The sequence below is a fragment of the Chitinimonas arctica genome, assembly GCF_007431345.1.
Classification (GTDB): domain Bacteria; phylum Pseudomonadota; class Gammaproteobacteria; order Burkholderiales; family Chitinimonadaceae; genus Chitinimonas; species Chitinimonas arctica.
The window spans coordinates 4,818,083-4,841,405 of sequence record NZ_CP041730.1 but is presented as its reverse complement, the minus strand read 5'-3'; the positions used below and the strand labels follow the sequence as shown (position 1 = coordinate 4,841,405).

The window sequence follows — 23,323 nt, the reverse complement described above, 5'->3', positions numbered from 1 at the left end:
TGGTGACGCACGCTTCAATTCTCTAAAAAACGGAGCCAAACGGCAAAGCGTTTGGCTCCCGCGCTGCCAGGAAGGAGATTGCCCTGCAGCAAAAACTTACAGCCTTTCACCGTCGCAATAGCCCTAAAACCCTACCCGTATCACCCAATATAAACTGTTGCATCCGCTCGATCCCCAGCGCAACCATTTCACTTGCTCCTGTAGCAAGCACGCCCTTCACGGCACGTATCCCGTCCGAACTCATACCTGTTTCCGCCAGAAAACGGCTTGCGACCTCCCGCCTCATTTTCAAGCCTGCTTTCGAAATATAACTAACTTCGCCTACCAGCTTTGTCGCGACTTCGTCCTTGCTTATCCCTTCCTTTTCCGCTACATATTTGCCACCACCCAGATGGTGAGCAATCACCGCCACCATAATGTAGGGATTCTTCTGATAGTTTGCATTAATCAGGATGCTTGCCTCCAACTCCGCAAGCGAAGGTGTTGGTTTTAATAAGGTGTCGGCTTCGGCCCGCAACGCGTTGTCCAGCTCGCTTGCTTCCTGCAGTTCCTTACGTTCTCGCCAGGCGTTCTTACCCGCTCGTGCCAGCCATGCCACGCCCAGCGCACCCCCTCCTCCCGCAATGATAGGCAATCCGATTGACGCACCCGCTCCTGTCGCGGTCAAGCCCAATCCGACGCCTGCCAGTACGACGCAGATACCGCCGTAGATAATGCGAATAACGGCGTTTGATTTCAACGCCTCTTGAACCTTACGCTCCTTGAGGTGATTGGCCTTAAAGTGGCTAAACATAAATTCGTACATTTTTTCTATTTGTTTAAACTCCGCCGCACTCTCCCTCTCCGTGGCTTCAAGCGTCTTTAGGTACTTATCCAAATGGGTGCTACGCGTGCTATCCGTACCGACCTGCCCATCCAAAATTCCAGGGGCCGGGGACATATGATCGTCTTTTACTCTTTCCACGTCTTTAGCGGATTGAAAGGTACTCAATATCGGTAAATTCCCGGCATCTTGACAGTGCGATATTCGTGCGCAGTGCCTATCCACGATCGCCAGCTCTTTCAAGGCATTGCAATATTCCGCAATGCCTTGGCCGACCTGTAGTATCGCACTGATGAAACCGAATATGGCGCCTCCAAGCGATGCCGCTGGAACGGAAACATTCACGGCGGTATTGATTGTTTCGGCAACGACTGCGGCACGCGTTCCCACACTGCCAAGCTGGAGCAGGCCATCGCGACCAAACCCCAGGCCCTTGGACAGGAGGGTCTTGTTTTGCCTGATTTCATCGATTCTCGCTTTATCGTGCCTAAGAAAGGCTGCGCAATCATTTGTCTTTTCAGAAAAAGTCCTCATGTCGGCCATTTTATGCACGCACCCGCGCAGATGACGATTCATACCGTCTCTGTCTTGTTCCTTTTGTTTTCTGATATCCAATCTCTTTTCAATTCCACCGGCGAGCTCGTGGTTCGAAGCGGCGGATTCACCGGCAGCCATTACGCCTTTAGCGATAGTCAGCACTACGTCGCTCGCCATATTCAGCGCTGGAGCAGCATCACCATTGAAGATCGCCACGACCGCACTCACTGCGGCGCTAACACCAGAAAGGATGGACCAGCTATAAAAAAACACACAATCCCGGGTATTCCTTTTAATATCCCGTTGCGTTGAGGACATGGCGACTTTCTTGTGGCCAGCCTCGGATGTTGCAAAGTTCGTGAACGTACGTCTGAATGCGGCGGTAATAGCCGGCAAGCCCATGGCGAGACTCCTGCTTAATCAGGTAGGTGTCTGGTCAAGTCATTGCGCGGCTCGATGCCGACATACATTCACAACTGATCTGAATACACGCTATCAAAAAATCGCACTTGCTATCATTTCTCTCTCAACGCCTCATTTCGACTGCCCGTTTCGCTTGCAGCCGGCTGATCTGTCCTGACGACCGGTGTGCGCCTGGATCGGGCAAGGTACTTGCTCACCTTGCAAACCCCACCTAAACCTTGCAAGGAGCAGTCACCATGACCGAAGACCCTATTCACAGCTTGTTCGAAACAGGCCGACGAACCAACGCCATGTTTTTCACCACCGCCCGTACGCTATGCGCAGGCATCGCTGCGGCGGGACGACCATTTGCCGCTGAAGCGACACCATCGCAAACCAAGCCGGAAAAACCATGGCATGACGTAGCCAATCTGCCCGCGTGGTGGATCGAGTACTGGCGGCACACCACCGAGACGGCGATGAGCGCGCTGCTGGCGGGCTTTCGCTCGGGCGAATCGGCGGTCGGCGGAGATCGACAGCAATTACTGTCCCTTTTCCATAATCGCTTCGACCATGCGCCTGCGGGGGATGCGCCTCCCCATCGCGCGCCCGATCCCTTCCATGGACGGGCCACCATCTATGCAAGACGTTTGGGACAGTTCAAACCTTAGACGGGAATGGGCCCATCGTTTGGGGCGGTGCCTGTGCCGGGAGATTCAGGCATCGCCCCCGCCAAAAAACGCTGTACATACTACGGTTTTGTTGAGATTGGCGGCTGATGGCCAAGGGAAAATAAACGCTGAATCCGGGCTTTAGCCGCGCGAGCAGAATATTTCCGTCATTCCCCCAGATGAAGGATGCGCCTGCCGAGCCCGCTGTTTAGAGTCTTGTTAAAGTGACTTCCCCCGAGCGGCCGCCATGAAAATCTTCGCCCCACTGGACAATATCGACGATGCCATCGATGCCATCTTGACGCATGGCATCGCAGCCATCGAGGGCGAGAAGGCCCCGGTTATCGCCTATGCGGTACGGCTGATGCAGTGCCTGGAACCCTATCGCGACGTTGCGCCCATCATTTCGTACCAGAATGTACCCAACAACGGTTACCTCTATTACGTTTTCGATAGCAATCGCTACGCAACCGGCGATGAAGAGCTAAAACAGGCCGTCTTCAACCTCGATACCATCTGCTTCAACGGGATTCCCAGCTAGGACGCGTTAACTTATCGCGCGTACTCGAACTGCGGCTCATCAACTGGCAATACCGGCACTCCCGAGAGTGGGTTGTAGGGCGCTGAAACGCCCACAATCGCGCTCTTCCCACGCGCGTCAGCGCATTGTGCCAAATCCCGCCATACCTCCAGGGTCGCCCGCCGCTCGCTTCGAGGAAGACAATGTAGTCAACAAGATACCCAATATCGGTTTCACTTGGGATGACGACGACAATATCGTCCAAGGGGAATGGGTGGCGCGGAAATCCGATTCCAGCATCCTCAACGGCTCGGGCGGTTAGATCGGCTATATGGACAAAGGCGAAGTGGATGGCAACGTCAAGATTGACTACGCGCAGTAGCGGGCGTCGCCCCGCGCGGCCCGGATTGCCGAACCCGGAGTAATTATTCACAGCTCATCCACATGAGGGATGCAGCGACACAAGCCGCTCACATACAGTCGGCGTATTGCCACTACCCGAGCGTGCCATGAAAATATTTGGTCAAAGGGACAATATCTACGATGCCGTGGATGCCATCCTTACGTATGGGGTGGTTGCCATTCACGGAACCAAGACGCCCGCCAGCCTTTATTCCGAGCGGCTGATCAAGTGCCTCGGCCCCTACCGGGGCGTCGAACCCGTCTGCGCCTACCAGACCGTGCCAAACAACGGCTATCTGTACTATGTGTACGACGCTCGCCGCTATCACCCGGAAGACGAAAAACTGCGTCAGATCATCCTGGATCTCGACGCCCGTTATTCCCAATCGCAATTCGCCCGCCACGGCGCCCACCCAGCCTGAAGCGCCTTGCCCCCTCCACTGCGCGGCAGCGGACTGCGACATAAAGTCGCATCCGTCGCGCGCATGGGCGCCATTAAAATCCTGTCCCTTCCACTGCCCGCCCAACGGCAGTCCCGGCAGTCCGTCTCCCTTACCGTAAACACGCACCTTGACCACTCATACCCGCAATACCAGACCGCGCTTCTACACCCTGGCCTGGCGCTGGCATTTCTATGCCGGCCTGCTGGTGGCGCCCATCATGGTGATACTGGCGATCACCGGCCTGATCTATCTGTACAAGCCACAGCTCGACGCAGCGATGTACCGCGCCGAGATGTTCGTGAGCGTCTCCGGCCGCCCGCTACCGGCCCAGCATCAACTGGCGGCGGTACGGCAGACATGGCCGACCGCGGAAGTACGGAAATTCACGCCGCCGCCAGGCGAGGGACGAAGTAGTGAATTCCTGCTGCAGACGCCGGCCGGGCCGCTGACCGTCTTCGTCGATCCCTATCGCGGCAAGGTACTGGGCAGCCGCGACGAGACGCGCAATCTGCAAGCCATCGCCAAGCGCATACACGGCACGCTATTGCTGGGCAAAAGCGGTGATCTGCTGATCGAGCTGGCCGCAAGCTGGGGCTTTTTGCTGCTGATTTCCGGCATCTATCTGTGGTGGCCGCGCAATGGCGGGCTGGGCGGGGTGCTTTACCCGCGCCTGCGCCGAGGCAAGTATCTCCTGCTGCGCGACCTGCATGTGGTCAGCGCTTTCTGGAGCAGTCTGCTGCTGGCCTTCATGCTGCTGAGCGGCATGCCCTGGACCGGCGTATGGGGGGATCGCTTTGCCGCCATCTGGAGCCGCTTCCCGGCCCAATTGTGGGATGCCGTGCCCCACTCCAGGCCGCCCGCCGCGACCCTCAACCTGGCTGCGCAGACCGTGCCCTGGGCGGTGGAGCATAGCCCGCTACCCGCCTCGGCGGGCCACCACCATGAACAGGGCGCCTCGGCGCCGGCCGCCCAGCCGCTTATCCCCCTTGACCGGATCGTCGCCATCGCGACCGCCCACCGGCTGCTGCCGGGCTACAGCATCAGCCTGCCGAACGGCGCGGATGGGGTATATACGATCTCGATCTTCCCGTCCGACCCCCGCGACGAGCAGACCCTGCATATCGATCAGTACAGCGGCCAAGTCCTGGCCAAGGTGACCTTCCAGGACTATGCCCTGCTGCCCAAGGCGGTCGAGATGGGTGTGGCCCTGCACGAGGGCAAGCTGTTCGGCCTCGCCAACCAGTTGTTGATGACCCTGGCCTGCCTGCTGGTATTGCTGGTGGCGGTCAGCGGAATATGGATGTGGTGGCGGCGCAAGCCGAGCGGACGTCTCGGCGCACCGGCCCCTTCGCGTCATTTGCCGAACTGGAAGCTGGGTATGGCGGTACTGGGCGTGTTGGCGCTGATTTTCCCGCTGTTGCTGGCTTCGCTGTTGCTGCTGTTGCTGATGGACTTGCTGCTAGGGCGGCTGCCAGGGCTCAGGCGCGTGCTGAACTAATACCTGCTCAGCCAAATACGCCGCGCTTGTAGAACACACTGAATACCAGGCAGGCCACCGCGAGCAGCAGCCAGGCAACGGTACGTAGATTGCGGCGGCCGATATTGTCGGGAGAGGGTTTCATGGACTTCCTTTCGTTCGCTGGTTTGTATGCGTATCGCTCAACTACGTAGCAGTCGCAGGCCGTTGCCGACGACCAGCAGGCTTGCACCCATATCGGCGAAGACGGCCATCCACATGCTGCCCATGCCCAGCAGCGTCAACACCAGGAAAACCGCCTTGATCCCCAGGGCGAGGGCGATATTTTGCAGCAGCCGGCGGTGGGTTGTCTGCGACAGGCGCACAAAACGGGCAATCTTGCGCAGATCGTCGTCCATCAAGGCCACATCGGCCGTTTCGATGGCGCTATCGCTGCCGGCCGCGCCCATGGCGAAGCCGATATCGGCGCGGGCCAGGGCCGGCGCATCGTTGATGCCGTCGCCGACCATGCCGACCATGCCCAACTGGGCAAAGCGGTCGATGGCGGCGCGCTTGTCATCCGGCAATAGATCGCCATGGGCCTGGTCGATGCCGGCTTGAGCGGCGATCGCGCTGACGGTGTGCGGATTATCGCCGCTGAGCATCACCGTTTTGATGCCCAGTTCATGCAAGGCCTGGATCGCCGCGCGGCTGCTGTCCTTGATGGCGTCCGCCAGCGCGAACAAGGCCAGCACCGCCTTGCCGTCCCCCAGCGCGATGACGGTCTGTCCCGCTTGTTCCAGCGCAGCCAGCTGCTGCTCCAGGGAGGGCGAACAAACCCCCTTCTCTTCGATCAGGCGATGATTGCCCAGCCACCAGGTTTCTCCCTCCAGGCTGCCTTGGACGCCACGCCCAGGCAAAGCCGTGAAATCGGTGACGGCCAGCAAGGGAATGCCGCGTGCCTGGCCGGCTCGGGCCAGCGCCTGCGAAACCGGATGATCGGAGCGTGCCGCCAGGCTGCAGGCCCGTTGCATTGCCTCGTCCTCCCGCTGCGGGTCGAGCGGCAGGACCTGGCTCAAGGCGGGCTTGCCATGCGTGAGGGTACCGGTCTTGTCCAGCGCCAGCCATTTCAGCTTGCGGCCTTCTTCCAGATAGACCCCGCCCTTGACCAGGATGCCGTGCTTCGCAGCGGCGGCCAGCCCGCTGACCACGGTAACCGGCGTGGAAATCACCAAGGCGCAAGGACAAGCGATCACCAGCAGGACCAGCGCTTTGTAGATCCAGTCATGCCAGTCGCCACCCAGCAGCAAAGGCGGCAGCAGCGCCAAGGCCAGCGCCGCCGCAAAGACCAGGGGCGTATAGATACGGGCAAAGCGCTCGACGAATCGCTGAGTAGGCGCCCGTGCGCCGCGTGCCTGCTCCACGGCGTGGATGATACGGGCCAGTGCGGACTTTCCCGCTTCCGCGACGACCTGGTACTCGAATGATCCGGTGGTATTGATACTCCCGGCAAACACCGGGTCGCCCTCGGCCTTGTCGACCGGCACGCTTTCACCGGTGATAGCGGCCTGATCGACGGCCGAGCCGCCGGCTACCACGGTACCGTCCAGGGCGATCCGCTCACCGGGCTTCACCCGTATCCGCTCGCCGACCTTGACCTTGTCTGCCGCCACTTCCAGCCATTCGCCGTCGGCTTGCCTGACCGTTGCCTGTTGCGGCGCCAATTGCAGCAAACCATCGATTGCATGGCGCGCCCGGTCCAGGGAGCGCGCCTCGATCATTTCGGCGATGCTGAACAGGACCATTACCATGGCGGCTTCCGGCCATTGACCGATCAGCATCGCGCCGGTGACGGCAATGGTCATCAGCGCATTGATGTTCAGATCGCGATGCTTGAGGGCGATCCATCCCTTGCGGTAGGTGCCCAGGCCGCTGCCAAGCACGGCCGCCAGCGCCAAGGGCGCCACCAGCCAAGGCGAGAAGCCGGCCCAATGGGCAATTTCCGAGGCCAAGGCCAAGCCACCGGACAAGGCCAACAGGCGCCAGGGCCGATGGGGCACCTGCGTGCTCGCCCTTTCAGCCGCGGGTGTCTGGCCGGTGATTTCCCTGGCCGTCATCCCCAGTTCCGTTATGGCGGCAACCACACGCGGCAAGGCACCCTCGGCGTGGACCACGCTCAGTTCGCCCTTCAGCAGATCAAAGCGCATCGACTGTACCGACTTCATGGCGGCCAACTTCTTGCGTATCAGCGCCTCTTCGGTCGGGCAGTCCAGCTGGGCGATATGCAGGCGGCTGCCGGTATAGCCCGCCTCGAGGGCTAGTCCAAGCTGCTCGGCTGGCGCGGGAGCGGATGGCGCATGGGCATGCCGCAGCGGGCGATAGCGAATCTTCCCCTGTTCCTTGGCAGCTTCGGGCGAGGATGGGCATTGCGGTTTATCGGGACAGCAGGCAGACATGGCTGGTGATCCTTTTGACGATTGCTACATCTAACAGCCTAAAGCTACTATAGGGTCAAGCGCGGCAACGCATTTGCAGGGAAACGCACAATGAAAATCGGTGAACTGGCCCAAGTGGCACGCTGCACGGTGGAAACCATCCGCTACTACGAAAAGGAAGGCCTGCTGCCCGAACCGGAGCGGACTGCAGCCAACTACCGCAGTTACGGCAATCCCCATGTGGAAAGGTTGCGCTTTATCCGCAATTGCCGAGTACTGGATATGACCCATGAGGAAATCCGCGCGCTGCTGACGCTGCGCGACGGGCCGGCCATCGCCTGCGGCCAGGTGAACCAACTGCTCGATGCCCATATCGGCCATGTCGACGCGCGCATCGATGAGCTATTGCACCTGAAGCAACAACTAAGCACGCTACGCCGGCAGTGCCAGGCCGAACAGGCCCTGGCCGACTGTGGCATCCTGCAGGGCTTGGCCAGCATGGAAACCGAGGCACGGGTGGAACGCCATACCCATCTTGGTTAAGCTGCCGGCAGCCCGCCCCGACCGGGACGGGCCTACCAGCAGGAGTCGTGAATGCGCATTGGTTTTCCATTGATGGCGGCAGCCTATCTGTGCCTGGGAACGGCACATGCCGACCGGGTCGATAAGGTGGTCAGGCAGGAATTGAAGGCGCAATCCATTCCCGGTATCGGCATCGCCATCATCAGGGATGGCAGGATCGTGAAAGAACAAGGCTACGGCCTGGCCAATATCGAGCACGGCGTGCCCGTCACCCCGGCGACGGTGTTCCAGTCCGGTTCCATCGGCAAGCAATTCACCGCAGCGCTGGTCATGCTATTGGTGGAGGATGGCAAGCTGGGCCTGGACGACCTTATTTCCACCCATCTATCGGTACCGCCCCACTGGGGGAAGATCACGGTGCGCCATCTGCTGACCCATACCGCCGGTATCAGCGACGAGCCCGTCGATCATATCGACCTGCATCGCGACTACAGCGACGAGCAACTGCTGCAACTGGCCGGTGCGGTGCCGCTACTGTCCGAACCGGGCGAGAAGTGGTCCTACAGCAATAGCGGCTATCAGGTGCTTGGCTTCCTCTGCAACAAGCTGGGCGGCAGCCACTACGCCGAACAATTGCAGACTCGCCTGTTCAAGCCGCTGGGCATGGCCACCCGCCTGATCAGTGAGCGCGATATCGTTCCCCACCGCGCGGCCGGCTACGATATTGTCGAGGGTGCCGCCAAGAACCAGGACTGGGTCTCCCCCACGCTCAACGCCACAGCCGACGGCAGTCTCTACCTGACGGCGCGCGACCTGGCCCGCTGGGATATCGCCCTAAATGGCGACAAGCCGCTGAGCGCGGCCAGCAAGCAGGCCGGTTGGACACCGGTGAAACTGAACGACGGCAGCAGTGCCCCTTACGGTTTCGCTTGGTCGGTGCTCGAGCTCAAAGGCCACCGCGTAGTCGAGCACGATGGTGCGTGGCAGGGATTCACCACGCAGATCAGCCGTTTTCCGGACGACAAGCTGACGGTGATCGTGCTGACCAATCGCTCGGATGCGGATGTGGCGAAGATTGTCTATCGGATCGCGGCGGTCTATGTGCCGGGGCTGGGGCGCTGAGCAAGCCAGCCCGGCGGAGCGGGCGGCCTTGGCGAACCTGCAATTCGCTACTCCCGAAACCGGTAGGTAAACGCCCGGCTCACGCCTAATCTCTCCTCGCTGCCTTTCAGCAGCACCACCATGCGTTCGGCGTCCAGGCGCTCGGCCGCGGCAATGGCATGCACATTGACCAGGGTGCCACGGTGGATCTGCCAGAACAGTTCGCTGTCCAGCCCGGCCAGCAGATCCTTGAGCGGGGTACGGATCAGGGCTTCGGAGTCGGCCAGCACCACCCGGGTGTACTTGGTATCGCTCTGGAAGAACAATACGTCCTCCACCTTGATCAGCTTGATTTGTTTCCCCACCGTGGCCTTCAGCCATTTCAGCTTCTCGCGCTCAGGGGTGGGCGCGGCCGTGGTGAGGCGGCTCAGCAACTCGCTCAGGTCGGCCGGCGGCGTGGCCAGTTTCTGGCGTATGCGCGCAATCGCCTTGGCTAGCCGATCGGCCTCGATGGGTTTGAGCAGGTAATCGACCGCCCCGGCCTCGAAGGCGTCGACGGCATACTGGTCGTAAGCCGTGACAAACACCACATGGGCGGCCGTACCGATACGGGCGGCCACTTCCAGCCCGGAAAATCCCGGCATGCGGATATCCAGGAAGACCACCTGCGGTTCGAACTCCAGGAAGGCGTCCCAGGCATCGTTGCCGTTTTCGGCGGCCGCCACCACCTCGGCGTCGGGCCAGCTCCGCTGCAGCAGATCGAGCAGCCGTTCGCGCATCAGGGGTTCGTCTTCGGCGATCAATATCTTGGTGCGCATGCTGTTCCTTGTCTCCATCCTGGCGCAATGGCCGGTTTACTCCAACGGCAAGCGGAGTGTGGCCGTAAAGCCCTCGATCTGCGCTTCCGGTATCTGCAGTTCCGCCTTATCGCCATATTGCAGGCGCAGTCTCTCGCGGATATTCGCCAAGCCCACGCCACCATCGGATTGATTGCTCACACCTTGGCCGGTGTCGCTGACCTGGACATGCAATTGCCCATCCGAGGCAAACGCCTGGAGATCGATGCGGCCGCCTCGCAGCGCCGGCTCTATGCCATGTTTGATGGCGTTCTCCACCAGGGTCAGCAGCATCATGGTCGGAATCCGCTGTCCTGCCAATTCCTGCGGCAGCGCCAGGGCAAAGCGCAAGCGGTCGCCCAGGCGGGCTTGCATGACCCGCAGATAGGCTTCCACCAGGATGAAGTCTTCGCCTAGGCCGACCTGCTCGGCGCGCATTTGCGCCATGCTGCCGCGCAGGAAATGTATCAGGCTGGCGGTCAAGGCAGACGCACGCGGTGCGCCGGCTTCGGCCAGTTGCTGCACGGCACCCAGGGTATTGAAGAGGAAATGCGGTTCGATCTGCGCTTGCAGCAGTCGTAAATGTGCTTCGCTCAAGCGCCGCGCCAAACGCTCGCTCTCGGCTTCGGCGCGCAGCAGCTCCTGCTCCTCGTTGCGCCGCAGCTGGCGGCGATGCGCCACCAGCCTGACGGCCGCCACCAGCAGCAGGGTACATAGCACGGTGAGGAACCCCGCCATGGTCAGCACCGATATCGCCGAATGCCACCCCTGCCGGCTACCCATCACGAAAGCCGCCAGTACGGTAGGGACCAGTGCGACACCGACACTCTGCAATAAGTAGTAGCGGAATTTCCCCAGGTACTTGCGGTAGCCAAGCCAGATATCCAGCACGCACCAGACCAGCACGGGAGCGAGGATACCTGCCCGTAACCAATCCGCCGCGGTGGGCGCCGCCCAATCTAAACTGAACCGGGACTGCAAGCGACCCTCGACCCGCCATAATGCGACTTCATCCACCACGATGGCGTTGCAGAGGAGTATCAACAAGCCCACGCTCAATACCAGACCAAGCGCAAAACCCAGCGAACGGGGCGAATGGGTCACGCGGTCGAGGATATCCACGTCGCGCTGCTCCACGCTGGAGCGGGACCGTATCATCCACGCGCCATACGCATCTCCCCGCAAAAATAGCCTGCTCAACCAACTGCCCGGCTTGACGACCTGCTGTTCCATGCTTGCTTCCCCTGTGAGGCAAGCCCGCACGCTATCACGGTGCCGATGGTGGATAAAAGGGGAAGGGATCAAGCGACGAATGCGTGGGGACGGAAGATGTGCAGAGACGGACGGGATACGATGGGAATCGTATTGTCCCAAATGTCAGATCGCCTGGCTATTCCTTACAAGCTTCGCGAAAATCCAGTTGCATTTAACCTCAGAGCTCATCACTTCACTCGTAGGCAATATCCTTGCGCGCCGCTGCAAAGGCTCGATTGATCTCTTCTCGAGAAAATCTCGTCTCTCGAATAATTTTTATACCTTGCGGCGACAAACCGGACAAATCCAGCGTCTTGCGCTCCATCAATTCTCTGTTGATCCGAGCACCTTCGCCGCGGCTGAAATAAGTAAACATTTTTAACCTCACATCGCCCTCAAGCTGAATTGAGAAGCGGAAATATCGCTTTCATCCTGGCAGCTTCGCGCCAATCCAACCGCCGACGACGAGCGCCAGCCGACCACCGACTTCATAGAGACACCAGCCTTTGCGGATGCGTTCTCTACCCGCTGTCAGCGTCCAAATTGTACTGCCACGAACCTGCTCGCCGGTGTGCCGCCGTATCAACGTGTCCCCAACGCCTCCGACAAAATGGCGGGCAGCGCCGCCTCATCGACCCGATGATAAAGGTCGCCGCCCACCACCTTGATATTCGGACCGATCTCGCACAAACCCAGGCAGGGAAAGCGCTGCACCTTGAGCGGCAGCGCCTGGCTGGCGATCTCGGCCTCCAGCCTGCAGGCCAGCGCTTCGCTACCACGGCCGGCGCAGGATGGCTGGTCTTCGAAACGGCGCTTGATGCAAACCATGATGGTAACCATGCGCCTATTGTACGGCGTGCTACTCGGGCTGCGGCGCCTCGGCCTCTTCATCTGCCTCCGCGCGCGTCTTTTTAGCCAGCCGTACATAGCGTTGGCGAATCTTGTCCAGTTGTTCTTCGTCCAATTCCTCCAGGTCCAGCAAGGCGTTGTTCGATTCTTCCAAGGAGTAGATCAGCTCGTCCAGCTTGATCTGCAAGGCTTCGGTATCGCGGTTCTGGGTGTTCTGGATCAGGAACACCATCAGGAAGGTGATGATGGTCGTGCTGGTATTGATCACCAGTTGCCAGGTGTCGCTGAAATCAAACATCGGTCCGCTGATCGCCCAGACCAGGACGAGACCCAGTGCGACCGAGAAGGTAACCGGCTTGCCTGTGAACGAGGCGATCTGTTTCGCCAGCTGGGTAAACCAAGCAACTTTTTTACCGGACATTATGTAATCCTTTCCTGGAGGGAAACTCAGCCGAATGGCGATGTGGCGTGGTACCACGCCGCTATACGGCGAATAGGCATGGAACGTGCCCGCCTTGTCCGGCATGGAAGCCGCTTGAAATGCCCTGCGGCCTCCCCCATCTCTAAAGCCATATGTGACCGGGCGCGCTGCGCCGCACACCAGGAGATCCGACCATGCGCTACGACAAACTGACGACCAAATTCCAGCAGGCGCTGGCCGAGGCGCAAAGCCTTGCGCTGGCCAATGACAATCCCTATATCGAGCCGCAGCACACCCTGCTGGCCTTGCTGAACGATGCCGACTCCGGTGCGGCATCGTTGCTGGCCCGTGCCGGCGTCAATATCAATCCCCTGCGGACCGGCCTGGAAGGCGCCATCAAGCGGCTGCCGCAGGTATCCGGCACGGAGGGCGAGATCACGGTATCGAAGGAACTGTCCAAGCTCCTGAACCTGATGGACAAGGCCGCCACGCAGCGGGGGGACCAGTTTATTTCCGGCGACCTGTTCCTGCTGGCGCTGGCCGAGGACAAGGGCGAAACCGGCCGGCTACTGAAAGAGTACGGCGGCAAGAAGGAGGCCATTACCGCCGCCATCGACGCGGTACGGGGCGGCGAATCGGTCAATAGCGCGGACGCCGAACAGAAGCGCGAAGCGCTGGGCAAATACACCCTGGACCTGACCGAGCGGGCGCGCCAAGGCAAGCTGGACCCGGTGATCGGCCGCGACGACGAGATCCGCCGCGCCATCCAGGTGCTGCAACGCCGTACCAAGAACAACCCGGTGCTGATCGGCGAGCCGGGCGTGGGCAAGACCGCGATCGTCGAGGGTTTGGCCCAGCGTATCGTCAATGGCGAAGTGCCCGAGTCGCTCAAGCACAAGAAACTGTTGGTACTCGACCTGGCCTCGCTGTTGGCCGGTGCCAAGTACCGCGGCGAATTCGAGGAAAGGCTGAAGGCGGTCCTCAACGAGCTGTCCAAGGATGAAGGCAATACCATCATCTTTATCGACGAGATCCATACCCTGGTCGGCGCGGGCAAGGCCGAAGGCGCCATGGATGCCGGCAATATGCTCAAGCCGGCGCTGGCCCGTGGCGAACTGCATTGCCTGGGCGCCACCACGCTGGACGAATACCGCAAATACATCGAGAAGGATTCGGCGCTGGAGCGGCGCTTCCAGAAGGTCCTGGTGGGCGAGCCCAGCGTGGAAGACACCATCGCCATCCTGCGCGGCTTGCAAGAGAAGTACGAGGTCCACCATGGCGTGGAGATCACCGACCCCGCCATTGTCGCGGCGGCCGAGTTGAGCCATCGCTATATTACCGACCGCTTCCTGCCGGATAAGGCCATCGACCTGATCGACGAAGCGGCTTCGCGCATCAAGATGGAGATCGATTCCAAGCCCGAAGTCATGGACAAGCTGGAGCGGCGCGTCATCCAGCTGAAGATCGAGCGCGAAGCGGTCAAGAAGGAGAAGGACGAGGGCTCGATCAAGCGGCTGGGATTGATCAACGATGAAATCGCCCGCCTGGAACAGGAATATTCCGACCTGGAAGAAATCTGGAAGGCGGAAAAAGCGGCCGTACTGGGCTCCCAAGCCATCCGCGAGGAAATCGAGCGTATCCGCCACGCCATGGAAGAAGCACGCCGCAAAGGCGATTGGCAGCAGATGAGCGAGCTGCAATACGGCAAGCTGCCCGAGCTGGAAGCCAGCCTGCATGTGGCCGAGGCAGCAGAGGGCGAACCCAAGCAGAACCGCTTGCTGCGCACCCAGGTGGGCGCCGAGGAGATCGCCGAGGTGGTGAGCCGCGCCACCGGCATTCCGGTCAACAAGATGATGCAGGGCGAGCGCGACAAGCTGTTGCAGATGGAAGACGCCCTGCAACGGCGGGTCATCGGCCAGGAGGAAGCGGTACGGCTGGTCAGCGATGCCATCCGGCGCTCCCGCTCCGGCCTGGGCGACCCGAATCGCCCTTACGGTTCCTTCCTGTTCCTGGGGCCGACCGGTGTCGGCAAGACCGAGCTATGCAAGGCGCTTGCCAGCTTTATGTTCGATACCGAGGAACATATCATTCGCGTCGATATGAGCGAGTTCATGGAGAAGCACAGCGTGTCGCGGCTGATCGGCGCCCCGCCGGGCTACGTCGGCTACGAGGAAGGCGGCTACCTGACCGAGCTGGTGCGGCGCAAACCCTATAGCGTCATCCTGCTGGACGAGGTGGAAAAAGCCCATCCCGACGTCTTCAATGTGCTGCTGCAAGTCTTGGACGATGGCCGCTTGACCGATGGCCAGGGCCGCACGGTGGACTTCAAGAACACCGTGATCGTGATGACTTCCAACCTGGGCTCGCAGCATATCCAGGCCATGACCACCGACGACTATCAATTGGTCAAGCTGGCGGTGATGGGCGAAGTGAAGGGCCATTTCCGGCCGGAGTTCCTCAACCGCATCGACGAAGTCATCGTCTTCCATGCCTTGGGCGAGGCACAGATCGCCGGGATCGCCCGTATCCAGCTGCAACGCCTGCAAAGCCGGCTGGCTGCCCTGGAGATGGGCTTGACCGTCAGCGAAGCGGCACTGAACCATATCGCCACGGCCGGCTTCGACCCCGTCTATGGCGCCCGCCCCTTGAAGCGGGCGATCCAGAGCGAGATCGAAAACCCCTTGGCCAAGGCTATCCTGGGTGGCGAGTTTGTCGCCAAGGACACCATCGTGGTGGACTACCGCGATGGGGAACTCAGCTTCGGTAAGCCGAACTGAGCGCGGGTTCAGGCAATGGGCAAGGGTGCATGTCCGACTTCGCGTTCGGGCAACACGCCCCGCTCGACCAGCAAGACCCGTAGCCGCTCGGCGCACCTGGCCGGGCTGAGCGTATGGGTATCGAGGACCAGGGCAGGTGCCAAGGGCTGCTCGTAAGGCGCGGAGATACCGGTGAAGTCGGCCAGCTGCCCTGCCCTGGCCCGCGCGTACAAGCCCTTAGGGTCACGCGCCTCACAGCTGGCCAGGGGAGCGCTGCACCACACTTCGAGGTAGTCCTGGCCTAGCCGTTCGGCAAACTGGGCGCGATGGGCCGCCAAGGGGGCGATCATGGCCACGATCACGATCTGGCCCGCCTGGTACAACAAGCGCGCCGCCTCGGCGGCACGGCGCAGGTTCTCCATCCGGTCGGCCGGGCTGAAGCCCAGGTCGGCATTCAGTCCGGTACGCAGGTTATCGCCATCCAGCACGCTAGCATGGTGGCCCTGCGAAAACAGCAGGGCATCCAGCGCCTGCGCCGCGGTGGATTTACCGGCGGCGGGCAGGCCGGTCAGCAGCAATACCGCCGCGCCATGGCCGTTGCGGGCGGCGCGCATGGCGGGTGTGATGGTCACGGGATGGGGAATGATCAGCCGCGGGGGCATGTGCATGGCGGGCGTTCCTTTCGGCAGGCGTTGAAGTGGCAGTCTAGAATGCCCTCGTCGCCTTTGCCGGATTCGACCATGTTGACTTCCCTGCCCCTCTACGCGCGGCTGCCTCTGGTTTTCGAGGTGGAGGCGATGCGTGCCGCCATGCAAGCCATCCCGGCGGACCACTGGCAAGCGCACTTCAATAGCGGCTATTACGAGGGCGACTGGAGCGGCGTGGCGTTGATCGCCCCGGCGGACGCACCCAGCGCCCTGGCGCCCGGTGCAGGCCAAGCCGCCGGCGTGGCCACCCCGCTTTACGATGCCTTCTGGCAAGGCTTGCTGGGACGGCTGGATCTGGACCTGCGCAGTGCCCGGCTGCTGCGGCTGGGGCCGGGTAGCCGAATTCGCGAGCACTGCGACCCGGACCTGGGGATGCCGGGCAGCGATATGCGCCTGCATATCCCCATCGTCAGTCCCGTCGGGGTGGAATTCCTGCTGGATAACCGCCGCATCCCCATGCAGCCCGGTGAATGCTGGTTTCTCGATCTCTCGCGCCCGCATCGGGTGGAAAACCGCGCCGACGAAGCGCGCGTACACCTGGTACTCGATTGCCGCCCCTCGCGCTGGCTGTACCAGATCATCGAGACCGGCTTGGCCAGCACGCCAGAGGCAGCAGCCAGCCATGGTACCGAATTGTTCCAGGCCTTCCGCCGGCTCGTCCACGACGACGCCCAATTGACCGCGAAGCTGGCCGACATAACCGACGCCGGCGATTTTACCGCCGCCGTCGTTGCCTTGGCAGGCGTCTATGGCTTGGTACTCGCACCCGACGATGTGCAATCCGCCATGCGCCAAGGGCGCCGCGACTGGATCGAACAATGGATGGCCTGAACCCGTACAGCGAAGATTTCCTGGACTGGCTGCCGATACGCGTCGCGCCGGAAAGCGGCGACTGGCGCGTCGATTGGTGCCGCTTCGGCCGGCAGGCGCTGCGTGATCCTTTTTTCCGTGGCAGCGTCGATCACGCCCTGCGCCTGCCCTTCAATCAAGCCTTTCGTCGCGACACCTCCATTACCGCCTTGCTGGATTGGCAGCAACGCAGCCCCGGCCGGCCGCCCACCTGTTTTATCTTCCATGCCTCGCGCTGTGGCTCGACCCTGATGGCGCAGATGCTGGCCCGGCTGGCCAGCCACACGGTCCTGTCGGAGCCGCCCACGCTGGACACGGTACTGCGGGCCCATTACTTCTCCCCCTTGACGGGCGACACCCAACTGGCCTGGACGCGGGCGCTGCTGTCCGCCTATGGCCAGCAGCGCCTGGGCAGCGAGCAAGCGCTGGTGGTCAAGCTGGATGCCTGGAATATCTTCGACCTACCGCTGTTGCAGCGGGCTTTCCCCGATACACCCTGGCTCTTTCTCTATCGCGACCCGCTGGAAATCGCCGTCTCGCAGCTGCGGGCGCCGGGCGCCCATATGGTCCCCGGCATGATAGGCCCCTCGATGCTGGCCTTCCCGCAAGCCGAGGCGCTGGCCATGTCGCGCCCGGAATTCATCGCCCGTTGCCTGGGTCGCATCCTGGCGGCCGGGTTGGCGCGTTGCCAAGCCTTTGGCGGCCTGGCGGTCAATTACGAGGAACTGCCGGATGCCCTCACCGGCCGCCTGGCTCCGCTATTCGATTTGCGCGCGGCAGACTTGCCCATGGCCGAAGCCGCCGCCCGCCAAAACGCCAAACAACCCGACCTGCCATTCGAGGCCGACCGTGAGCGCAAACGGCGCGAAGCGGCGCCGGAATTGATCGCCCAGGTCAATCAATGGGCGCGAGGCCCTTATCAGGCATTGGAAGCGCTGCGGAAATCGCAGTTGGCGGAATAGTAGCGATGACTCAGGAAATGGTTTCCACCTTCAGGCCGCTACCCTCTCGCAGCTGCTTGTTCAGCAGCTTGTAGATATCCGCATCGAATTCACCCGGCGGTGGATTCGCCAGCAAGACTTGCATTTCCGCTTCATTGGCTGCGCTGCCCAGGTAGCGCCAATGATCGATCAAGTGCAAGTCGCAGGCAGTGCTACCGGGGTTTTGTTCGCGTATCAGCACAGCGCCGGCATAAGGCCAGCGCGCCAATGCCAATTTCGCCAGGACGGCGCTGACACGGGCTTGGTGGGACAAGGCGGTTTCCTTGCCCACACAGGCGCCACGGCAGCGTCCCAGCGGCATGGCCGAGCAGGGCGCGGCGCGACGACGGCCCGCTTGTTCCAGGCCCAGGCGCACCAGACACAGCTTGTGGACCTCGGCGATCTTGCGCAAGGTATGGTTGGCTTCACGCGGATTGGCATACAGGCCGTAAAGCCCTGCTTCGCGGCCGAAATCCAGCTCGGCGGCATGGACCAATTGCACTTGCGCGCTGCCGTCGGCATTCGGCAGATAGCGCCAGGCGCATAGTTCCGCCTGGCCGCGCCTTGGCGGATTGAGGCTGGGTTCAAGCGACTTCAATAGCTTGGCTTCGGCGAGCATGGCACCGAACTCCCCGGCGGTCGAAACCCACTCGATACGGCTGATGGGCTGCTGGATGCGCAGTGCCTTGTTGCCGCGGCCCGGCGGTGCGAAGTGGGCCAGCACACCGCGCTGCAACTGCTTGCTACGCCCCACATACAGCGGCTGCCCGGCTTCGCCGAAGATCAGGTAGACACCTTCCCCATCGGGCAGGCGATCGATCATCTCGGCATCCAGCCCGGCCGGTGGCCCTGCTTGCCGGCTGATATCGGCCAATACGCCGGCCAGCGTGTCTTCCGGTAGTTCCTGCCTGAGCTTGACCAGGAATTGGTGGATCAGGCGGGCATCGGTCAGCGCGCGATGCCGTACCCCGTCGGCGCTGAGACCGTTGCGGGCGGCCACCGCGTCGAGATTGTGCTTGTACTCGCCCGGAAACAGCTTCCTGGACAGCTTGACCGTGCAGATCACCCGCGCCCGGAAATCCAGCCCCGCGCGCTTGAATTCATTGCGCAGAAAGCCATAGTCGAAGCGGGCATTGTGGGCGACGAACACGTGGCCTTGCAGCCGCGCCATCACCTCGGCGGCAATATCGGCGAATGCCGGCGCCTGCGCCACCATGGCATCGCTGATGCCGGTCAGCTGGCAGATAAAGGGCGGGATGGTGGTCTGCGGATTGACCAGGGTACTCCATTCGCGTGCCTCGCCGCCCTCCCAGGCCACCAAGCCGATTTCGGTTATGCGGTCACGCTCGGGATTGGCCCCGGTGGTTTCCAGGTCGACAAAGATAAAAGGCTGGTCCAACGAGAAAGACATCGGCTACTCGGAAAGAAATCAATCAAACACCCATGAATACAGCACATCGGTGGCGCTGGTCTTGCCGGCGGTCAGGGCAACCGAGACCCGCTGGGTCAACTGGTAGGTCAATTTTACCGCGTAGCCGACACCGTCCAGGCTTTGTTCGTAGCTGACATAAGCCCGCTCGGACAGCCGCTTGCCCAGACTGACGACGCGGCCGGACAAAGCATTGCCGCTGCTGTCGGTCTTGCTCGAATAGGCATCCGAGCGGCCGATGCTGACGTCGTCCAAGCCCAGGCGTCCGGCCATCTGCTGCCGCAATCCGACCGATTCGCCGGCCGAGAACAAGGCATCGGCGGCCGTCAGCAGCAGGTCGGCATCGCCGCCGCCACTGGCGGAACCCCGTCCAAGCACCAGCCAGGACAGCTTTTCCGCATCGGCCATCGGCGTATCGGAGGTCAGCGAAACCCGTGGCAACAACGCGGTACCGACGATTTTCACCCCCACTTCCACCGGCAGGTTCTTGCGGATCGCGTGAATATCCAGCGCCGGATTATCCAGCGGTCCCTGAAAGGTGATGATGCCGCGGGAGATGGCCAGGTTCTGGCCGTAGGCGGCGTAACGGCCCTCCTCGACCTTCATCGCCCCGCTGGCGGTCAGGGGCTGGCTGGGGCTGGACGCCAAGCGCACCAGGCCGGACAGGCGGGCATCCACGCCCTGCCCCTTGAAGACGAATTTCTGTCCCAGGTCCAGATCCAGCCGCAGGGTCAGCGGCGTGGGCTTGCCGCGCTTGCCGGCCGTTGCGGGTCTACCCTTGATCACCACATCGTCGCCCAACACCGCGGCGGTGCTCTTGGGCAGTTCGATCAAGCCTTCATCGGCGGTCAGCTTGCCGGTAAGGGTCAGCGCCTCGCCCTGTACGCCCAGGCTGGTTTCGCCCGACACCACCAGGTTGCGGTCCGGCAGGGTCAAGGCGCCGAAGCGCTCAAAGCGGACTTGCACCGCGCCTTCGGGACCGGCGTCGCGCAGCGACATGCGGCCGGAAGCGGTGGCACGCCCCTTGCCCGCCTGCAGCGACAGCGTGGCAAGCTGCGCGGTATCGCCATCCAGGGTGGCTTCCAGCTGCCCTTCGCGATAATTGATGCCGCTTTCGGGCAAACGCAGCGCGACATCCTGGGCGTGGAGCTTGCCGAACCAGCGCGGTGCGCCCACCACGCCGCCTGCGGTCAGCTCGGCCGACAGCTTGCCGGCCACCTTGGCACTGGGGCCCATCAGCGGCCCCAGCCAAGCCAGCGACGGCATCTGTGCCTGCAGATGTCCTTCCAGCGCCGCGCCATTCGCCAGTTGCCAACCCGTCGCGGTCTTCTGGAAATGACTGGCCAAGCGTCCCGACACGGTGCCGAAGGACGCCGACTTCAAATCCACGCCCAGGCTTGCCTTATTCCCGCTCAGATCGACTTGCAAGCGGGCATCGGACAACTTGAGCGGCATGGGCTTGATGGTGGGGTCCTCCACCGACAATTGCAGGTCGCCGGCCTGCCGTTCCAGCACGACGCTGCCGGCCAGGCTGTCGTCGCCGCGCAAGTCGAAGCGGGCGGCCAGGACCAGGTCGGTGGCGACCCGTTTTTTCAGATTGGGCAGGCGGGCCAGCCATTCCGCCAAGGCGACGTCACGCAATTCGCCTTGCGCGCCAAACCGGCCGGCGTGCCATTCAGCGTGCTGGATGCGTATCTTCGCACCGACCGCGCTGGCATCCAGCCCCTGCACGCCACCGCCGTCGGCGCCGATCGCCAGTTGGGCAGGCGCATTCAGCCGCACCGGCCAAAGGCCACGGTTTTCCAGCACATCGATGCGTCCGCGCCAGGCTTGCGCGCTCAGCTCGCCACTGCCTTTCAACACCAGGTCGAAGGCCTGCTCGGCCAATTTACCCTTGCCGTCCAACTCCACCGTGTGAGCGGCCTGGGTACCGGCGATATTCAGCCTGGCATTGGCCACTTCCGTTTGCGGCGCGGTCAGGCCGGTCAACTCCAGCTTCAGCACCAGCGGACTGCTGGCCGGCTTGTCGGGAGCAGCATCCAGGCGTGCCGCCAGCTTGGCGTGACCGACCGCGATCTTGCCCGGCAGGCGCAGGTTCTCGCCACTGGCCGTGCCTTCCAGGTGAGGCCGCTGCAGGCTGCCGGATAGCACCAGGTCGGCTTCCAGGCGGCCGTGGAAAGCGGGGCCGAAATCGCCGACATCCGGCAATTGCAGATCCAGCTTCAGATTGTCGCCGGGACGCCCAAAACTTCCCTGTGCATTGAGCCGATTGGGACCCAGCGCCAACGCCGCCTTGACGTCGCTGAGCCGGCCGGCGCGCCAATCGCCTTGCAGTTGGCCCAGCAGGGCCTGGCCATTGAACTTACTGGGGCGCAGCGTCACTTTGCCGGCCAGCGCCAAGCCATCGGCCAGTTGGCCGCTCACCTGCAGATCGGCATTCAGCTCACCGGCCGGAACCGGCCGCGCCAGCGGGGTCGACAGCAGGGCAGGATCGAAACCGGCCAGATTGCCCTTGAGCGTGAACAATTGCTTACCTGCCAAACCCAGTTGCCCGCTGAGTTCCAATTGCCCCTGCGGGCTGGCCAGCTTGAGGCGCTTGGCCAGCAGCTGCGCTTGTTCGCCCTTCCCTGCCAGGCCGGCATCCAGTTCGATATTCATGCGCCCGTCACTCAACTGGCCCAGCAACCGTGGCTGCTCGGGGCTGCCTTGCAACTTGAGCTTGCCGGAAAGCGGCCAGTTCGGGCCACCGAAGCTTTGCGGCTTGAGCTTGTCCAGCGTGGCGGTAAGGTCGAGTTTTTGCAGGCCGGCGCTGCCGGCCAGGCTTAGCTGTCCACCGGCCAGGCTGGCATCGAAACGCTGGATGCGGGCCTGCTTGGTGTCGAGCAGCAGCGTCGCTTCGACCTTGGACAGCGGCAATCGCCCGGCCGGCCAATCTCCGGCCAGGCTGTTAACGATAGCCAGCTGGGTCGAAACGCCTTCATCCTTGCATACAGTCTTGTCCGGACCTTGGACGGGCCCGCAGATCTGTGGTTTCGCGCGGAGCTGGATGTCGAGCGCGGTACGGGGCAAGTTGGGAGACAGCACGCGCAGGTCGAGTGCCTCGGTCTTGAGATGGCCGGCTTGCAGCATGGCATAGGGCGACGCGGCAAATGGCCGCAACGCCAGGTCGAAATCGGCCAGGAAGGGCTTGATGCCGCGCGGCCCGCCACTGCCCTGCCCCTTCAACTGCAATGCTTCCAGGCTATTGGCCAGGTTCACGTCGATATGCCAGGGCGCCCCTTCGGCGGCGCCGATCAGGGCCAGCTTTCCAGCCAGGCGAAAAGGCCGTGCGCCGGCCAGCGTCAGGCGTCCCTCGCCGCTGAACCACGGCGTCTCGGCATGCACCAGCTGCAATTTGTGCAGATCGCCGTCACTGTCGAGTTTGACCGTGGCGCGGCGCAACACGAGCTGGCCATCGATCTGGATATCGTCCAGGCTAAGCTGTCCCACCCGCAAGGCCAGCGGTAGATCCAGCGAGGTGGGTACGGTGGTCGGCTCCGTGGCGGGTTGGCTGGCAATACGTACGCCGCCAATGGCCAAGCTGTCGATATCCACCTTGCCGGCCAGTAGTTGCGCGGGCTGCCATTGCAGCTTGAGGCGGTCCAGTTCCACCGTGGTATGCCCTAAGTCCAGCCGCACATCCAACAGGCCCAGTTCGTGCCAGAGGCTCCCCTCCACATGGCCGACACGCAGTATTCCGCCAGACAGTTTGCTCGCCACGGCGAACAGGCCGCGCGTACCGGTGGGACTGGCCGCCAGCAGCACAAAGGCCGCCAGCGCCGCCACGCAGGCAAACAGAAACAGTTCCAGCCACAATGGCCCCAGGCGAAAGCGGCGCCGCGGCGGCGGGGCGGCGGGCTCGGCTTGCGCCTGCTTATCCGGTTCACTCAA

Annotated in this window: 19 protein-coding genes; 9 read left to right on the top strand and 10 right to left on the bottom strand. The window is 62.2% G+C overall.

All coding sequences use genetic code 11. The annotated features are described in order from the left end of the window. Positions 1–106: 106 nt before the first annotated feature. Positions 107–1,762, bottom strand: coding sequence for a hypothetical protein (locus FNU76_RS22010; protein WP_144280193.1), 1,656 nt, complete (start codon positions 1,760–1,762; stop codon positions 107–109). A gap of 257 nt (positions 1,763–2,019) precedes the next feature. On the opposite strand from FNU76_RS22010, the gene FNU76_RS22005 reads away from it, so the two are divergent. The 4 genes from FNU76_RS22005 to FNU76_RS21990 all read left to right on the top strand — a co-directional run bounded on the left by FNU76_RS22005 (position 2,020) and on the right by FNU76_RS21990 (position 5,296). Beyond that, on the top strand, positions 2,020–2,433 hold the full coding sequence (locus tag FNU76_RS22005) for a hypothetical protein (protein ID WP_144280192.1): 414 nt from the start codon (positions 2,020–2,022) through the stop codon (positions 2,431–2,433). 247 nt (positions 2,434–2,680) lie between these two features. Continuing rightward, the gene (locus FNU76_RS22000) at positions 2,681–2,974 is read left to right on the top strand and encodes a hypothetical protein (protein ID WP_144280191.1); all 294 of its coding nucleotides are present in this window, start codon (positions 2,681–2,683) and stop codon (positions 2,972–2,974) included. A 488-nt stretch (positions 2,975–3,462) separates the two neighbouring features. After that, the gene (locus FNU76_RS21995) at positions 3,463–3,777 is read left to right on the top strand and encodes a hypothetical protein (protein ID WP_144280190.1); all 315 of its coding nucleotides are present in this window, start codon (positions 3,463–3,465) and stop codon (positions 3,775–3,777) included. A gap of 148 nt (positions 3,778–3,925) precedes the next feature. Further along, positions 3,926–5,296, top strand: a complete 1,371-nt coding sequence (locus FNU76_RS21990; RefSeq protein WP_144280189.1) for a PepSY-associated TM helix domain-containing protein — start codon at positions 3,926–3,928, stop codon at positions 5,294–5,296. Between the two features lie 161 nt (positions 5,297–5,457). Here the strand turns inward: FNU76_RS21990 and FNU76_RS21985 are convergent, their stop codons facing one another. Beyond that, entirely contained in the window at positions 5,458–7,710 is a 2,253-nt protein-coding gene (locus FNU76_RS21985; RefSeq protein WP_144280188.1) for a heavy metal translocating P-type ATPase, read from the bottom strand. A 90-nt stretch (positions 7,711–7,800) separates the two neighbouring features. Between FNU76_RS21985 and cadR the strand changes: the two genes are divergently transcribed. After that, positions 7,801–8,232 (top strand): Cd(II)/Pb(II)-responsive transcriptional regulator, encoded by a 432-nt coding sequence (cadR, locus tag FNU76_RS21980; protein ID WP_144280187.1) that lies wholly within the window; start codon positions 7,801–7,803, stop codon positions 8,230–8,232. Between the two features lie 51 nt (positions 8,233–8,283). After that, positions 8,284–9,333, top strand: coding sequence for a serine hydrolase domain-containing protein (locus FNU76_RS21975; protein WP_144280186.1), 1,050 nt, complete (start codon positions 8,284–8,286; stop codon positions 9,331–9,333). Between the two features lie 47 nt (positions 9,334–9,380). On the opposite strand, the gene FNU76_RS21970 is transcribed toward FNU76_RS21975, so the two are convergent. From FNU76_RS21970 to FNU76_RS21950, 5 genes are all read right to left on the bottom strand, one after another. Then, a complete protein-coding gene (locus FNU76_RS21970; protein ID WP_144280185.1) occupies positions 9,381–10,130 on the bottom strand; it encodes a LytR/AlgR family response regulator transcription factor in 750 nt (249 codons plus the stop codon). Positions 10,131–10,166: 36 nt separating this feature from the next. Then, a complete protein-coding gene (locus tag FNU76_RS21965) occupies positions 10,167–11,381 on the bottom strand; it encodes a sensor histidine kinase (protein ID WP_144280184.1) in 1,215 nt (404 codons plus the stop codon). A gap of 214 nt (positions 11,382–11,595) precedes the next feature. After that, positions 11,596–11,778 (bottom strand): hypothetical protein, encoded by a 183-nt coding sequence (locus FNU76_RS21960; protein WP_144280183.1) that lies wholly within the window; start codon positions 11,776–11,778, stop codon positions 11,596–11,598. A 206-nt stretch (positions 11,779–11,984) separates the two neighbouring features. Then, positions 11,985–12,230 carry a (2Fe-2S) ferredoxin domain-containing protein gene (locus tag FNU76_RS21955; protein ID WP_223879140.1) on the bottom strand — a complete coding sequence of 82 codons (246 nt, stop codon included), beginning with the start codon at positions 12,228–12,230 and terminating at the stop codon, positions 11,985–11,987. A gap of 31 nt (positions 12,231–12,261) precedes the next feature. Then, positions 12,262–12,672, bottom strand: coding sequence for a low affinity iron permease family protein (locus tag FNU76_RS21950; RefSeq protein WP_144280181.1), 411 nt, complete (start codon positions 12,670–12,672; stop codon positions 12,262–12,264). 194 nt (positions 12,673–12,866) lie between these two features. Between FNU76_RS21950 and clpB the strand changes: the two genes are divergently transcribed. Next, positions 12,867–15,449 (top strand): ATP-dependent chaperone ClpB, encoded by a 2,583-nt coding sequence (clpB, locus tag FNU76_RS21945; protein WP_144280180.1) that lies wholly within the window; start codon positions 12,867–12,869, stop codon positions 15,447–15,449. 8 nt (positions 15,450–15,457) lie between these two features. Here clpB and cysC read toward each other — a convergent pair whose 3' ends face one another. Further along, complete coding sequence (cysC, locus tag FNU76_RS21940) at positions 15,458–16,096, bottom strand: adenylyl-sulfate kinase (RefSeq protein WP_223879139.1); 639 nt, start codon at positions 16,094–16,096, stop codon at positions 15,458–15,460. A gap of 72 nt (positions 16,097–16,168) precedes the next feature. Between cysC and FNU76_RS21935 the strand changes: the two genes are divergently transcribed. After that, positions 16,169–16,966: an aspartyl/asparaginyl beta-hydroxylase domain-containing protein gene (locus tag FNU76_RS21935; protein ID WP_144280179.1), complete on the top strand. Its 798-nt coding sequence runs from the start codon at positions 16,169–16,171 to the stop codon at positions 16,964–16,966. Then, a complete protein-coding gene (locus FNU76_RS21930; protein ID WP_144280178.1) occupies positions 16,954–17,946 on the top strand; it encodes a sulfotransferase family protein in 993 nt (330 codons plus the stop codon). The genes FNU76_RS21935 and FNU76_RS21930 overlap by 13 nt, the downstream gene beginning before the upstream one ends. Positions 17,947–17,956: 10 nt before the next feature. Here FNU76_RS21930 and FNU76_RS21925 read toward each other — a convergent pair whose 3' ends face one another. Both FNU76_RS21925 and FNU76_RS21920 read right to left on the bottom strand, forming a co-directional pair. Next, positions 17,957–19,375 (bottom strand): 3'-5' exonuclease family protein, encoded by a 1,419-nt coding sequence (locus FNU76_RS21925; RefSeq protein ID WP_144280177.1) that lies wholly within the window; start codon positions 19,373–19,375, stop codon positions 17,957–17,959. Between the two features lie 18 nt (positions 19,376–19,393). Next, positions 19,394–23,323 carry a translocation/assembly module TamB domain-containing protein gene (locus FNU76_RS21920; protein WP_144280176.1) on the bottom strand — a complete coding sequence of 1,310 codons (3,930 nt, stop codon included), beginning with the start codon at positions 23,321–23,323 and terminating at the stop codon, positions 19,394–19,396.

Excerpts from the sequence above, each read along its gene's own strand:
- FNU76_RS22000 (WP_144280191.1), top strand. The coding sequence starts at position 2,681 with ATGAAAATCTTCGCCCCACTGGACAATATCGACGATGCCATCGATGCC.
- FNU76_RS21930 (WP_144280178.1), top strand. The coding sequence starts at position 16,954 with ATGGATGGCCTGAACCCGTACAGCGAAGATTTCCTGGACTGGCTGCCG.
- FNU76_RS21960 (WP_144280183.1), bottom strand. The coding sequence starts at position 11,778 with ATGTTTACTTATTTCAGCCGCGGCGAAGGTGCTCGGATCAACAGAGAA.
- FNU76_RS21965 (WP_144280184.1), bottom strand. The coding sequence starts at position 11,381 with ATGGAACAGCAGGTCGTCAAGCCGGGCAGTTGGTTGAGCAGGCTATTT.
- FNU76_RS21970 (WP_144280185.1), bottom strand. The coding sequence starts at position 10,130 with ATGCGCACCAAGATATTGATCGCCGAAGACGAACCCCTGATGCGCGAA.
- clpB (WP_144280180.1), top strand. The coding sequence starts at position 12,867 with ATGCGCTACGACAAACTGACGACCAAATTCCAGCAGGCGCTGGCCGAG.
- FNU76_RS21985 (WP_144280188.1), bottom strand. The coding sequence starts at position 7,710 with ATGTCTGCCTGCTGTCCCGATAAACCGCAATGCCCATCCTCGCCCGAA.
- FNU76_RS21935 (WP_144280179.1), top strand. The coding sequence starts at position 16,169 with ATGTTGACTTCCCTGCCCCTCTACGCGCGGCTGCCTCTGGTTTTCGAG.
- FNU76_RS21975 (WP_144280186.1), top strand. The coding sequence starts at position 8,284 with ATGCGCATTGGTTTTCCATTGATGGCGGCAGCCTATCTGTGCCTGGGA.
- FNU76_RS21925 (WP_144280177.1), bottom strand. The coding sequence starts at position 19,375 with ATGTCTTTCTCGTTGGACCAGCCTTTTATCTTTGTCGACCTGGAAACC.
- cysC (WP_223879139.1), bottom strand. The coding sequence starts at position 16,096 with ATGCACATGCCCCCGCGGCTGATCATTCCCCATCCCGTGACCATCACA.
- cadR (WP_144280187.1), top strand. The coding sequence starts at position 7,801 with ATGAAAATCGGTGAACTGGCCCAAGTGGCACGCTGCACGGTGGAAACC.
- FNU76_RS21955 (WP_223879140.1), bottom strand. The coding sequence starts at position 12,230 with ATGGTTTGCATCAAGCGCCGTTTCGAAGACCAGCCATCCTGCGCCGGC.
- FNU76_RS22005 (WP_144280192.1), top strand. The coding sequence starts at position 2,020 with ATGACCGAAGACCCTATTCACAGCTTGTTCGAAACAGGCCGACGAACC.
- FNU76_RS21950 (WP_144280181.1), bottom strand. The coding sequence starts at position 12,672 with ATGTCCGGTAAAAAAGTTGCTTGGTTTACCCAGCTGGCGAAACAGATC.
- FNU76_RS22010 (WP_144280193.1), bottom strand. The coding sequence starts at position 1,762 with ATGGGCTTGCCGGCTATTACCGCCGCATTCAGACGTACGTTCACGAAC.
- FNU76_RS21995 (WP_144280190.1), top strand. The coding sequence starts at position 3,463 with ATGAAAATATTTGGTCAAAGGGACAATATCTACGATGCCGTGGATGCC.